Annotated in this window: 15 protein-coding genes; 12 read left to right on the forward strand and 3 right to left on the reverse strand. The window is 38.5% G+C overall.

What is annotated here, in order from left to right; translation table 11 throughout:
* Positions 1-29: 29 nt before the first annotated feature.
* Both ribD and AAW12_RS14860 read left to right on the forward strand, forming a co-directional pair.
* Positions 30-1,076, forward strand: coding sequence for a bifunctional diaminohydroxyphosphoribosylaminopyrimidine deaminase/5-amino-6-(5-phosphoribosylamino)uracil reductase RibD (gene ribD, locus AAW12_RS14855; RefSeq protein ID WP_046674441.1), 1,047 nt, complete (start codon positions 30-32; stop codon positions 1,074-1,076).
* An 88-nt stretch (positions 1,077-1,164) separates the two neighbouring features.
* Positions 1,165-2,427 carry a DUF2851 family protein gene (locus tag AAW12_RS14860; RefSeq protein WP_231585283.1) on the forward strand — a complete coding sequence of 421 codons (1,263 nt, stop codon included), beginning with the start codon at positions 1,165-1,167 and terminating at the stop codon, positions 2,425-2,427.
* On the opposite strand, the gene AAW12_RS14865 is transcribed toward AAW12_RS14860, so the two are convergent.
* A complete protein-coding gene (locus AAW12_RS14865) occupies positions 2,424-3,074 on the reverse strand; it encodes an ankyrin repeat domain-containing protein (protein WP_046674443.1) in 651 nt (216 codons plus the stop codon). The genes AAW12_RS14860 and AAW12_RS14865 overlap by 4 nt on opposite strands.
* 349 nt (positions 3,075-3,423) lie before the next feature.
* On the opposite strand from AAW12_RS14865, the gene AAW12_RS14870 reads away from it, so the two are divergent.
* The 9 genes from AAW12_RS14870 (at position 3,424) to AAW12_RS26285 (ending at position 10,302) form a co-directional block, all read left to right on the forward strand.
* Entirely contained in the window at positions 3,424-3,993 is a 570-nt protein-coding gene (locus tag AAW12_RS14870; RefSeq protein WP_046674444.1) for a UbiX family flavin prenyltransferase, read from the forward strand.
* 215 nt (positions 3,994-4,208) lie between these two features.
* Complete coding sequence (locus AAW12_RS14875) at positions 4,209-5,477, forward strand: dihydroorotase (protein WP_046674445.1); 1,269 nt, start codon at positions 4,209-4,211, stop codon at positions 5,475-5,477.
* 4 nt (positions 5,478-5,481) lie between these two features.
* A complete protein-coding gene (locus AAW12_RS14880) occupies positions 5,482-6,156 on the forward strand; it encodes a hypothetical protein (RefSeq protein ID WP_046674446.1) in 675 nt (224 codons plus the stop codon).
* A 4-nt stretch (positions 6,157-6,160) separates the two neighbouring features.
* Positions 6,161-6,763: a DUF4199 domain-containing protein gene (locus AAW12_RS14885; RefSeq protein WP_053003733.1), complete on the forward strand. Its 603-nt coding sequence runs from the start codon at positions 6,161-6,163 to the stop codon at positions 6,761-6,763.
* A 96-nt stretch (positions 6,764-6,859) separates the two neighbouring features.
* The gene (locus AAW12_RS14890) at positions 6,860-7,810 is read left to right on the forward strand and encodes a glycosyltransferase family 2 protein (protein ID WP_046674669.1); all 951 of its coding nucleotides are present in this window, start codon (positions 6,860-6,862) and stop codon (positions 7,808-7,810) included.
* Positions 7,811-7,816: 6 nt separating this feature from the next.
* Positions 7,817-8,944 (forward strand): glycosyltransferase, encoded by a 1,128-nt coding sequence (locus AAW12_RS14895; protein WP_046674447.1) that lies wholly within the window; start codon positions 7,817-7,819, stop codon positions 8,942-8,944.
* 86 nt (positions 8,945-9,030) lie between these two features.
* A complete protein-coding gene (locus AAW12_RS14900; protein WP_046674448.1) occupies positions 9,031-9,303 on the forward strand; it encodes a hypothetical protein in 273 nt (90 codons plus the stop codon).
* Positions 9,300-10,067 (forward strand): MBL fold metallo-hydrolase, encoded by a 768-nt coding sequence (locus AAW12_RS14905; RefSeq protein ID WP_046674449.1) that lies wholly within the window; start codon positions 9,300-9,302, stop codon positions 10,065-10,067. Before AAW12_RS14900 ends, AAW12_RS14905 begins: the two co-directional genes overlap by 4 nt.
* Before the next feature lie 79 nt (positions 10,068-10,146).
* Positions 10,147-10,302, forward strand: a complete 156-nt coding sequence (locus AAW12_RS26285) for a lmo0937 family membrane protein (RefSeq protein ID WP_156167667.1) — start codon at positions 10,147-10,149, stop codon at positions 10,300-10,302.
* Positions 10,303-10,309: 7 nt separating this feature from the next.
* Here AAW12_RS26285 and AAW12_RS14910 read toward each other — a convergent pair whose 3' ends face one another.
* Positions 10,310-10,993, reverse strand: a complete 684-nt coding sequence (locus AAW12_RS14910; RefSeq protein ID WP_046674450.1) for a 2-C-methyl-D-erythritol 4-phosphate cytidylyltransferase — start codon at positions 10,991-10,993, stop codon at positions 10,310-10,312.
* Positions 10,994-11,076: 83 nt separating this feature from the next.
* Entirely contained in the window at positions 11,077-12,126 is a 1,050-nt protein-coding gene (queA, locus tag AAW12_RS14915) for a tRNA preQ1(34) S-adenosylmethionine ribosyltransferase-isomerase QueA (protein ID WP_046674451.1), read from the reverse strand.
* Positions 12,127-12,311: 185 nt separating this feature from the next.
* On the opposite strand from queA, the gene AAW12_RS14920 reads away from it, so the two are divergent.
* The gene (locus tag AAW12_RS14920; protein ID WP_197084051.1) at positions 12,312-13,556 is read left to right on the forward strand and encodes an ABC transporter permease; all 1,245 of its coding nucleotides are present in this window, start codon (positions 12,312-12,314) and stop codon (positions 13,554-13,556) included.
* The last annotated feature ends 56 nt before the right edge of the window (positions 13,557-13,612 follow it).

Raw genomic sequence — 13,612 nt, forward strand, 5'->3', positions numbered from 1 at the left:
AAAGGTACGATTTTCATAGATTTGTACCTATGGATATGCACAAGTACTATATGCATCGTTGTTTGGAACTGGCCCAAATGGGTGCGGGGTCAGTGAGTCCCAACCCAATGGTTGGGGCTGTCATTGTTTTGGACGGTAAAATTATCGGTGAAGGATATACTTCTCCATATGGTGGGCCGCACGCTGAGGTCAATGCGGTACAGCAGGTGATGCAAAAGTATGGGGAAGAAGCAAAACGGCTTATTGAGAGAAGTACTTTTTATGTCAGCCTTGAACCTTGCGCGCATTATGGGAAGACGCCCCCCTGCGCCAATATGATCGCGGAGCTGAAACCTTTGAAAGTTTTTATAGCCTGTTTGGATCCTTTCGCAAAGGTTAATGGAAAGGGTGTGGAGATACTACGGGAAGTGGGGATTGAGGTTGAAATTGGTTTACTGGAAAAAGAGGCCGTATGGCTCAACCGTCGGTTTTTTACACGTATTGGTCAATTCCGTCCCTATGTTATTTTAAAATGGGCACAAACCAAGGACGGTTTTATAGGACAAAGGGACAAACAGGTTTGGATAAGTAATGCAGCTAGCCGACAGTTGGCTCACCGTTGGAGAGCGGAAGAAGACGCCATTTTGGTTGGTACAAATACCGCAGTTGTAGACAATCCAAGTCTGACTGTAAGAGATTGGCAGGGTAGCAATCCATTACGTATCCTTTTAGATAGAGATCTTGCTATCCCACGAGATGCCAATATTCTCAATGAGCAAGCTGATACAATTGTGTTCAATGCTAAAAAGACTGCATGGGAGGCAAACATTAAGTATATTGAGCTTGAAAATTACGGGTTGTATCTGCCGCAGAATATTCTTTATCAACTATATTTAATGGATATTCAGTCGATCATCATAGAAGGTGGACGTGCGACCCTACAGATGTTTATAGATGCAGATCTTTGGGATGAGGCAAGGGTATTTGAGTCTGAGACAACCGTATTGAACGGGATTGAGGCTCCTCAATTTAACGGACAATTGCTAGAAAGCAAATTGGTTTCCAATGATCTGTTAAAAATCTATAAGAAACAGTAATGATTAAATTGTATATTTAGGGAATTATAAGCCATAGCCGGTTAATTTAATTCTTAAAATTACAATTATGTTAGTTACAGAAAACTTAATGCAGTTTATCTGGAAACTTCGGCTATTCCATGCAAATGGGCTGCATTCTACGGATGGAGAATCCTTGGTCGTTGTTGATGTAGGGCAATATAATACAGATTCCGGCCCCGATTTTCTCATGTCACATATTAGGTATAAAGATGATGATTGGTTTGGTCATGTCGAGATACATGTTCAATCTTCGGATTGGGATCGACATGGTCACCAAGATGATGTTGTTTATAATAACGTTATCTTACATGTGGTTTGGAAAAATGATAAAGTTATCTACCGAAACGATGGGACATCTATACCGACATTGGTGCTTTCGGAATATGTGGAACAACCTCTGTTAGACAGGTATTCAACAATGATGAACACAAAAAGTTCGATACCTTGTGAATTTCAGCTTGGTTCAGTGGATCTTTTGAAAAAATCCATGTGGCTGAGTACTTTATCTATTGAGCGTCTGGAAATGAAGGTTCAACAAATTTTGGTGATTTTAAAACAATTTAATACAGATTGGGAAAAAACATTATGGGTGTGGGTCTGCAGATGTATGGGATTGAAGGTTAATGCCGATACATTTCAGGAGCTTGGGGAAAAATTACCTTTGAACATTTTACAAAAATATCGTTCAAACCTGTTTAAAATAGAAGCTCTTTTCTTTGGAATCAGCGGGTTGTTAATTCAGATGCCAGGCAGCGAGTATATGAAGCAGCTAGCCGGCGAATTTAAGTATCAAAAGCATATCCACGGTATAGAAGTTACTTATGGGATTTGGAAAAGGATGAGAATGAGACCCTACAATTTTCCCGAACGGCGAATCGCTCAATTAGCTGTTTTGTTTAGTAAGAACGAGTTGCGAGTTGCCCAGATTTTGGCCGTAGATGATTTGGAGACTGCCCGAAAATTATTTAGCATAGAATCGTTGGACTGTTATTTTGGCGGAAATTTTTCTTTCGGTATAAAAACGAAGATGAAAAAATCGGTTCGATTAGGTAAAGAAACTATTGATACACTTGTTATTAATGTAATTATCGTATTTCTTTTTTCATATGGTAAATATTTCAGTATTCAGGCCTATATTGATAAGGCCTTAGATCTTTTGGAGCAGCTTCCTGCAGAAAAAAATGGTGTTGTGAGACAGTTTGCTCAATATGGCTGGCATGCTCAAAGCGCCTTGCAGAGTCAGGGGATTTTACAATTAAAGAGATTTTACTGCGATCGGAAACGCTGCCTTCATTGCAGAATCGGATCTGAAATTTTAAAAAGAAATTAATTCTTTAAAATCTCTGCGATCTCCTTGTGGCCTTTTTCATACGCCAGATCCATTGGAGCTAATCCTGAAATATTGATGATTCTGGTGTCGGCTCCATTTTCGAGTAAGGCAACAATAAAATCGATATTACCATATTGTGCAGCGAAATGAAGTGGGGTTTCGCCAGTCGCTTGAATGGCATTGACATCTGCATTAGCGTCGATAAGCAACTTACCGATCTCATCATTGTTGTTTGCCGCGGCAATATGTAGCGCAGTGGTGAGCTGTTCATTTTTGGTTACGACATTCGGATTGACTTTTTTGGCGAGTAAAAGACGGACAATATCTGTTTTGTTGAAATATGTTGCTAAGGTCAATGGCGTAAAGCCCTGTGACGACCATTCATTGACAACAGATGGTGCTTGCGAAATAATGGCCTCTACGTATGAAGTCAACCCAGCCGCGCAGGCCTCATGGATAGTCATGGATTTGGTGTGTTGTAAAAGTGTCCGTATGATCTGGGGTTTGTTGTAATAGCAAGCCAATAGTAGGGGAGAAATTCCATGACTCGTTGTTTCCTGTAAAAGTTCGGGATTTCCAATCAATAATAAGTCGATATCATGGCTTTTGCCTTCTTCAATATATTGTTCTAAAACGGAAAGGTTCATGTCTTAACAAATTGTCTAACGTTGTTACTAAAATAGACTTTATTGACGAGAATAAATATTTGATTTGCGAAAATAGTTGTATTTAATTTTGCTTTGGATTGAACTGAAATTTAGAAGAAGGGTGTTTTTGCGGGGTGAATTGGATCTTAAAATCCGGAAAAACATTGTTTTTAGCGTATTTTATATACACAAATGTGTAGTAATGCATATAATGTTTTTGTAAATTAAAAAGTAGATGTACTTTTGTTAAGCCCCTCCCAAGGGCATGTTTTTCATAGGTAGATGTAGGGTCGGGTGTTTCTCACTACGACCCTTTTTTTATAGCTTTGTTTTTATTATATTAAAAGAGATGTCTAAGAGAAAAATTGTTATTGCCATTACTGGAGCTAGCGGCTCAATCTATGCTAAAGTTTTACTGAAAAAACTATTGGTGTTAAAAACACAGATCGCAGAAGTTGGGATTGTAATGTCGAATAATGCGAAGGATGTATGGCGTGCGGAGTTAGGCGATGAGAGTTATCAGGATGTACCGTTCAAATTTTACGATAAAGGTGATTTCTTTGCTCCTTTTGCATCAGGATCAGCTCGCTATGATACGATGATTGTCTGTCCGTGTTCAATGGGGACCTTATCAAGAATAGCCCACGGAGTGTCTTCTGACCTGACAACGCGAGCGGCGGATGTTATGCTAAAAGAACGACGAAGATTGATTTTGGTTACCCGTGAGACACCGCTAAGTATTATACATATCCAGAACATGAAATTGGTGACAGAGGCCGGAGGTATCATTTGCCCAGCATCACCTTCATTCTATAGCTTACCAAAGACTTTGGAGGATGTTGCAGAAACTGTGGTTGATCGGATTTTGAGTCTTGCTGGGTTTGAATTTAAACATTATCAGTGGGGAGAAAATGCCTAGTATTTCCTCGTTGAAATCTATTTTTAATGTTCTTTAATAAATTTGTATTTTGTAACTTTGTTTCTCGAAATGAAGCAATCACGAGCATCACGCGAAAAAGTTATTTATAGCTATATGATTTATAGTGATAAAGCCACCGTCTGTCCATGTATACTACGCACGCTACCCGCTTCGATAAACAAGTTGTATCCTTTTAATTTCAATCACATTCATATATGAAAAGCTTATTGATTACTTCTGTTAAAGTAATTTTACCTGGTAACGAATTTCATCAGCAGCAAGTTGATGTATTTATCGAAAAGGGAAAGATTGCACAGATTGGAAAATCTGTCAAAGTAGCTGATAAAAACATAGAGACCATAGATGGTGCTGGGAAAGTTTTAGCGCCAGGTTTTTTTGACCTACATGCCAATTTTGGAGAACCTGGATTAGAAACCAAAGAAGATATCGTTAGTGGAAGCGCAGCTGCTGCTGCTGGAGGATTTACTGGAGTAGCCGTAATGCCGAATACCGAACCGGCGATTCAAAGCCGTTCCGAGGTTGCACTTATTGTCAATACAGCGAAAGGAAATATTGTTGATGTACATCCAATTGGAGCGATCAGTAAAAAGAGAGAAGGGAAAGAACTGGCCGAGCTATTTGATATGAAGCAAACGGGTGCTGTCGCTTTTAGTGATGGAAACAGGAGTGTACAGCAGGCGGGATTAATGAGCAGAGCGTTGTTATACGCTAAGGGATTCGATGGATTGATTTTTTCACATGCTGAAGATGAGTCTATGGCAGGTGGAAACAAAATGAATGAGGGTGCGATGAGTACTTATTTGGGAATGAAAGGTATTCCTAACCTGGCCGAATCGTTAATGGTTTCTCGTGATCTGTATTTAGCGGAATATACTGGAGCTCCAATTCATTTTGCATCCATCAGTACTCCAGAAGCTGTCGATCTGATAAAAAAAGCGAAAGCAAAAGGTCTTTCAGTAACATGTGATGTTGCTGCACACCAATTGGTATTTACTGACGAAGATATTGTCGGTTTTGATAGTAATTATAAGGTAAGCCCCCCATTACGCACAAAGGCAGATCTGAAGGTGTTACTTAAAGGTGTTAAGGACGGTACTATTGATGCTGTCGTTTCGCAACATACGCCGCATGAAATAGAATTTAAAAATGTTGAATTCCATATTGCAAAAAATGGAATTATTGGACTGCAGACCGTATTACCACTCCTGGTTCGTGCTGGATTAAATGAAGAACAAATTGTCAATAGTCTTTCAGTTAGACCTCGGCAGATTCTAGGACTTGAAGTTCCTCTTATTGAGGAAGGGGCAATAGCCAATCTTGTTGTATTTGACCCTGTGAAGACTTGGAACTTCGATGAAACAACAAATAGATCTAAATCTAAAAATTCGCCATTATTTGGACAGACTTTAAAAGGTGCTGTCGAATTGATCATCAATAATAATCAAATCATAAAAAACGATTAAAACCATGGAAGCAAATATTAAAGCAGCCGTTGAGGCAGGTATATTAAATTATGGCAAGGTTGATGGGATCTCGACTGCCCCGGATTTTCTTCAAAAGATTATAGGCGTATTCAATACGGAAGCAAGCTATCTAGAGAAATTAGAACTGTTGGATCAATCTTTTGATGATTATCCACTTTTTGATGAGTTGCGTGAGGTTTATGTAGACCTTTTACTCATGAACTTTTTTTCCAATGATGTTTTAAAGCTTGAAGATGACTATTTGGATTCCGAGGAATGGGAGGCTATAGAAGATGAAACTATAGATAGGGGAACAGAATTGTTGAATATTTTTCTTTATTTAGGAGAATGCAAGGACGATGAGATTGAACCTGAATTGGATGACTTCCTAAAGGAATTTTTATTAGTTGATGAAGATGAATTTCAGGATGAGCATGAAATTTATGAAGATATCATTGCCAATCAAATTGTAGTAGATAGCCCGTATGCTGAAATTGCAAAAGTAGGAAAAGGATTAAATCCGAGAAGTGAAGTCTACGAACTTTTCTATCCTATTATGAGCTTCTTTAGCGAGTTGAAACCATCTGAAAAACAATTTGACGAGTATGCAGAAGCGTCTTCCAATAAGGCATTTGATATTGCACTTTACCAAATAATTAGTACGTACTATAACAAATAATTTTATGGCAGATTCAATCAACCAAAGTAATGTAGGATTTGATGCGGTAATTGACAAAAAGAAAAGTATTATCTACGGTGTTATCCTGGGAATAATTTCTTTTATTCTCGGATTAGTCGTCTTGTTTGTTGTCAAAGACTTAAATTCCTTTTGGGGGGTAATGTCGATGTCATTTATTGTTAATACGGGTCTTTTTGTTATTATTTCAGCGCTCTTTGCATTCTCGCTTAGGAAAGCAAATGGCGGATACTGGAATTTTTCTATAGCATTAAAATCCATATTTATGATGCTTGCTATTTCTACTATTATTTCGACAATTGGAACACAACTCTATGTAAATTTCATTAATCCAACCTTACAGGAAAAGGTGGTGACACATACAATTAATGTTACAATTGAGTATATGGAAAAGAACAATGTGCCGGATGAGGTTATCGATTCAAAAATCGCAGAACTTGAAAAGCAAGTTGATGCTATTGGAAAGATAACCCTAGGACAGGTGTTCAAAGGGTTGGCTATCACGCTGATGTTTCAATTTGTTTTTGCATTACTGTTATCAGCCTTGACAAAACGAGAGAAATTGGTGATTAAACAAGAGACCAATTAGTGTTTAATAAAATAATTCGACCCTATAAGGTATTACTGAAAAAGTAATACCTTTGTTGGTATTATAATACTACATTTTAGCATGATTAACATTCACATGGATATTTCTGTTGTTGTTCCTTTATTTAATGAAGAAGAATCCTTACCCGAATTGACAGCTTGGATCGACCGTGTCATGGCGGCCAATCATTTTTCCTATGAGATTATTTTAGTTGATGATGGGAGCAAAGATAATTCCTGGAAGGTTATTGAAGAGTTGAAGTTAAAGAATACGAATATTTCTGCGATAAAGTTCCGACGCAATTACGGAAAATCTGCGGCTTTAAATGTGGGCTTTGCTGCGGCTCAGGGCGATGTAGTTATTACAATGGATGCGGATCTACAGGATAGTCCAGATGAGATTCCTGAGCTCTATGACCGGATCGTAAACAAGGGAGCAGATTTAGTATCGGGTTGGAAGCAAAAGCGCTATGATCCATTGACCAAAACAATCCCAACCAAATTATTCAATGGGGTGACAAGGTCTATGTCTGGAATTTATAACCTGCATGATTTTAATTGCGGTCTTAAAGCGTATAAAAAAGATGTTGTTAAAAACATCGAGGTTTATGGCGAGATGCATCGTTATATACCCGTTATTGCGAAATGGGCTGGATTTACCAATATACAGGAACAGGTTGTACAGCATTACCCACGTAAATACGGTACAACCAAATTTGGACCGGGCCGTTTTGTAAAAGGTTTCTTGGATTTATTATCCATATTTTTTGTCGGGAAATTTTCGAAAAGGCCGATGCACTTTTTTGGTGTTATGGGCGTGATCAGTTTTCTTGCGGGTTTATTTATCTCTATCTATCTGATTTGCCACAAACTGATGAGTATCGCTAGCGGTACACCATTTAGAGATATAACCGACCAACCTTTATTTTTCTTTGCGCTGACGGCGATTATTTTGGGGACACAATTATTTCTGACGGGGTTTTTAGCAGAGTTAGTGTCAAGAAGTAGCTCCGACCGGAATGATTATCAAATTGAGAAGGTCATTTAAAATAATATGCGAATTGTGATTTTAGGATCCGCCTATCCTTTAAGAGGAGGTGGGATAGCGTCTTTTAATGAACGATTGGCAGTTCACCTTCAGGAGGTAGGGCATGAGGTGGACATCTATTCTTTTAGCCTACAGTATCCTAATTTCCTTTTTCCCGGAAAGTCACAATATTCGGATGAGCCAGCACCAACTGGCCTTCATATTAAGACCACGGTCAATTCAATTAATCCATTTAATTGGATTAAGGTTGGTAAAGAACTAAAAAAGGCAAATTATGATTTGCTTATTGTGCGGTTTTGGATGCCATTTTTTGGACCTTGTCTAGGAACAATTCAACGACAAGTTCGAAAAAATAAACATACTAAAATTGTATGCATCGCTGATAATATCATTCCTCATGAACAGCGGATGGGGGATAGCTTGTTGATTCGTTATTTTTTAAAATCTGTTGATGCCTGTCTCACCATGAGTAAAAGTGTGCTGGCAGATCTGAAAATGTTAAGCCCTCAAATGCCAGCGGTATATACGCCGCATCCACTCTATGATAATTATGGTGTACATCAGAGTAAAAAGGAAGCACGTCGTTTACTTAAGATTGCCGAGGGGGATAAAGTCGTATTGTTTTTTGGTTTTATTCGTCAATACAAGGGTTTGGATATCCTCTTGGAGGCACTGGCTGATTCCAGAATACGTGCCCTTGGGGTGAAATTGTTGCTGGCGGGTGAATTTTATGGTGATCCAGTCCCTTATTTGGATCTTATAAAAAAGTATAAACTGGAAGAGTTTATTTTTATGCATACTGATTTTATTCCTAATCAGGAAGTTGGCCAGTATTTTTCAGCTGCAGATTGTGTGGTGTTGCCCTATCGTAGTGCTACGCAGAGTGGAATTACACAGGTTGCTTATCATTTTGATTTACCGATGATTGTCAGTAACGTCGGTGGATTGCCCGAATTAGTTCAAGATGGCTATGTCGGTTATGTGGTGGAACCTGATGCCCGCCAAATAGCCGACGGCATTTTTTCATTTTACCATCACGATAAAGAAGAACAATTTAGAACAAATATTATTGACGAGAAAAAGAAATATAGCTGGGATACTTTTGGCAATGAACTCCTTAAGTTGGCTGATTGATTGACTGTCGTGATTTTATTTGTATATAAAATCAAATTTATCTAAGTTTGGGAGACTGAGGTAGAAATTTAAAAGGAGGAGCGATTTTGTTACCGTTTACACAAAGCAGTTTAGCGAAGATAGAGGAGTTTTTCAAAGAGCAGGGGTATAAAGTGAGGTACGAGAAGGGCTCTTTTCGTACGGGTGCCTGTATGTTGCAGACAACAAAAGTTGTAGTAGTCAATAAGTTTTCGAATCTTGAAATAAAAATCCAGTCGTTGTGGAACATATTGCTGGATATTGAGATTGATCCGGAGGCTATTTCTGAAAAACTTCTTCCACTGTATGAAGATGTGTTGAAATCAAAAATTGTAGCTTGAGAATAACATTTTTAGGAACCGGAACATCACAAGGCGTACCTGTTATAGCGTGCCAATGTCAGGTCTGTCAGTCTGAAGACAAACGTGACAAGAGATTACGTTCTTCTATTCTTATTGAATATAATCAGCGGACATTGGTTGTCGATACTGGTCCTGATTTTAGATACCAGATGCTTCGCGAGAAAGTTATGCATTTGGACGCCGTATTAATGACGCATTCACATAAAGATCATATTGCCGGACTGGACGATGTCAGAGCTTTTAATTATCAGCAGCATAGTTCTATTTCAATTTACGGCACCGAAGCACTTCACGAAGCGCTAAGGCGTGAATTTTATTATGCATTTACGGAAGTTAAATACCCAGGAGCCCCTAGGCTGGATTTGGAAGAGATAAAGGCCGGTGTGCCATTGCCTTTATTCGGAAAGGAAATTATGCCTATCGAGGTTCTGCATTATAAAATGCCTGTGTTGGGCTTTCGAATTGGAGATTTCGCCTATATTACCGATGCCAAATTCATTTCTGACGAATCAAGAAAATTATTGGAAGGAGTAAAGATTCTTGTTGTAAATGCTTTACAGAAGGAATCCCATATTTCACACTTAACCTTGGAAGAGGCGATTGAATTTGCCTATGATATTCATGCCGACAAAACCTATTTTACGCATATTGGGCATCGAATGGGCCTGCATGAGGTTGTTTCCAAGGAACTGCCTGAAAATATGTTTCTCGCCTATGATAGATTGCAGTTGGATATATCCTAATCTCTTAAATCTAAAACTATAGTCCTTTTTTCGTTGTTATACCTATAAAAATAAAATAAGGTATTAAAATTATAAGAAAATGGGAAATCTATTGTACATCATCGCCGTTGTTTTGGTTATCATCTGGGCGATTAGTTTTTTTGGAGGTTATGCGGCTGGGAATAATATCATCCACATTCTTTTAGTGATCGCAATTATCGTGGTATTGTTACGTGTCATTCGGGGCAATGCTTAAAATCCATTTAAATTAGTTTCAAATAAAGTTGGGCAATTTGTAAGTCTTGGGGATAGGTGATTTTTATATTCCTGGAATCACCTTCAACAATATGAATATTTTTGCCCGTTTTTTCTACCACGGAAGCATCATCGGTAAAGAGGGGATCCTCATCTTGTTGATAGGATTTTAATAATAGTTTGCCAAGGAAGACTTGCGGCGTTTGTATTAACCAAATCTGATTTCTATCTGCGGCGGTATTTGTGGACATATCGCCTAAACGCACCGATTCGACACTCTTTTGTGCCAATACAATTGCCTGATGTTCGTAAGCTCCCTGAAAAGCCTTTCTAATTAACTCGTCTGAAATAATTGGACGGGCTCCATCGTGTACGGCAATATAATCTTTGGGGCCAATGTCGAAGTTTTGTTTAATGTAATCTATACCGTTCTTTACACTTTCAAAACGAGTTCTTCCGCCAAATGTAACATGTATTGGGCTGTCAAATTGATACTTTACACATAATTCGTTCCAATAGCTTTCCATTGCTTCACTGATCACCAATATAACTTCTGAAATGGTGTTGGACTGCGAAAAGCGATCAATAGTATGCATCACGATCGGCAGTCCATTCAAGTTAAGAAATTGCTTTGGAAGGTCGCTCTTCATCCTGTTTCCGGTTCCTGCAGCAACGATTATGACAAAGTTCATGGTATTATTGAAAGATTTTATTTAAAAAAAACGTGGATAGTTATGAGGCCATCCACGCTTTTAGTTTTTATTATATCAGATCGTTAGATAATTAACATGGCATCGCCATAGCTATAAAATCTATATTTTTCTTTTACAGCAACTTCGTATGCATTCATGACGTTTTCGTAACCAGCGAAAGCAGCAATCATCACTAAAAGTGTAGATTCTGGCGTGTGGAAGTTTGTAATCATCGAGTTTGCAATACTGAAATCGTAAGGAGGATAGATGAACTTACTGGTCCAGTCCGATGCCGCTTTTAAGTGGTGGTCTGCAGAAACTGAAGATTCTATTGCGCGCATGGAAGTCGTCCCCACGGCACACACACGACGTTTATTGTCGATCGCTCTATTGACAACGCGTGCAGCTTCATCCGTGATGATAAACTGTTCGGAATCCATCTTATGTTTGGTTAAATCTTCGACTTCAACGGTACGGAAAGTTCCAAGGCCAACGTGAAGAGTAACCTCTGCAAAATCAACACCTTTTAGTTCCAGGCGTTTCATTAACTCTCTGGAGAAGTGAAGTCCCGCTGTAGGTGCAGCGACAGCCCCTTCATTTTTTGCATAGATCGTTTGATAACGGAATTTATCTTCCGGTGTAGCTTTACGCTTGATATATTTAGGAAGCGGAGTTTCACCTAAGATTTCGATATTACGGCGGAACTCTTCATCGGTACCGTCAAATAAAAATCTAATTGTACGGCCACGAGAAGTTGTATTGTCGACCACTTCGGCAACCAATAAATCATCATCACCGAAATATAATTTGTTGCCTACACGGATTTTACGCGCAGGGTCTACCAATACATCCCAAAGACGAAGTTCATTGTTCAATTCACGCAACAAGAAAACTTCAATCGTCGCTCCAGTTTTTTCTTTATTTCCGTAAAGGCGCGCTGGAAAAACTTTAGTATTGTTTAAGATCATGACATCTTTGTCATCGAAATAATCCAATACATCTTTGAAAATTTTGTGTTCAATTTTACCAGTATCTCTGTGTAAGACCATCAAGCGTGATTCGTCACGATTTTCAGAAGGTTCAGAAGCAAGTAATGATTCTGGTAAGTTGAATTTAAATTGTGATAACTTCATCTTTAATAATAGTATATATTAATATCTGCCTTTCAGTGCATTACAGTGCACCGAATACCAGGCTGCCAAAAGCATACAAAGTTATAACTTTTTCGGGTATAGAGAGGCCATATTTCTAATTAATGTATATATTTTTGGGGATTTTGACATTAAATCAAAACTATATTGTATTTTAGAATACAATTATGCTATTTTTTAGATTGATATTGGAGAGTTGTCAGTTTGCTTTTTCGGCATTAAAAGACAATCGTACACGCACCCTACTATCGTTGCTAGGTGTTACCATCGGTATTTTTACGATTATTGGTGTATTTTCCGCGGTAGATACCCTAAGAAATAATATAGAGGAATCAGTCAAGAAGATTGGCAGTAAAACACTCTATATCGAAAAATGGCCCTGGGATGGCGGCCCAAATTTCCCTTGGTGGAAATACTTGAATAGACCTGAGCCCACATACAATAATTACCTGGATTTAAAAAGTCGGATGACGACGGCCGAGTATATGGCGTATATGATCAATATCGGCAATACGACTATAAAATATAAAAATAATTCGGCCCAAGGCTCATCGGTTAATGCTGCGACTTACGAAAATCTTTACATTCAAAATTTGAATATTGTAGATGGTCGTTACTTTGCTGAAAGTGAGTCGAGGGGAGGAGCCCTTGTGACTGTATTGGGAGCAAATATTGCAGAGGGGCTTTTTCCGAATGAGGAGCCTGTTGGCAAATATATCAATATGTTAGGCCGAAAAATTCAGGTCATTGGTGTATTAAAGAAAGAAGGAAATGGTGTATTGATTAATACCTCTCCGGATGATACAGCCTTTATTCCTTTCGAGCTGGCGAGAAATTTGGTCAACTATGATAATTTCTCACCAAGTATAGCGATGGTTATTAAATCAAACTACACGCTTGGCGAGGCTGAGAGCGAAGCGAAGACACTTATGCGGTCAATTCGTCGTATATCACCACAACGGGAGGAAAATTTCTCCATTAACCAGACAACAATGATCACAGGTGCATTGGATCAACTTTTTGGTATCATTAATTTGGCGGGTTTTTCAATTGGTATTTTTTCAATTTTAGTCGGCGGTTTTGGTATTGCGAATATCATGTTTGTAAGTGTCAAAGAACGTACACATATCATCGGAATTCAGAAAGCGCTAGGAGCTAAAAATTTCTTTATTCTTTCACAATTTTTAGTAGAGTCTATTGTACTTTGTTTGTTGGGTGGAGGGATTGGTCTCGTTGTCGTCTATTTTTTGGCTTTTGTGGTACAAGCTGCGACTGGCGTTGCTATTGTGGTCAGTTTGAAAATGGTAATGCTTACTGTTTCACTTTCTACTTTTATTGGGTTAATATCAGGGATTGTTCCAGCTTTGATGGCTTCTCGATTGGATCCGGTAGAAGCGATTCGGAGTAAATAAAAAAGGTATGTTTAAAAGGGCTCAATTTTCGATATTACATGGATTTTGGCTTTTAA

Origin of the sequence: Sphingobacterium sp. Ag1, from assembly GCF_000988325.1 — a bacterium.
GTDB lineage: Bacteria > Bacteroidota > Bacteroidia > Sphingobacteriales > Sphingobacteriaceae > Sphingobacterium.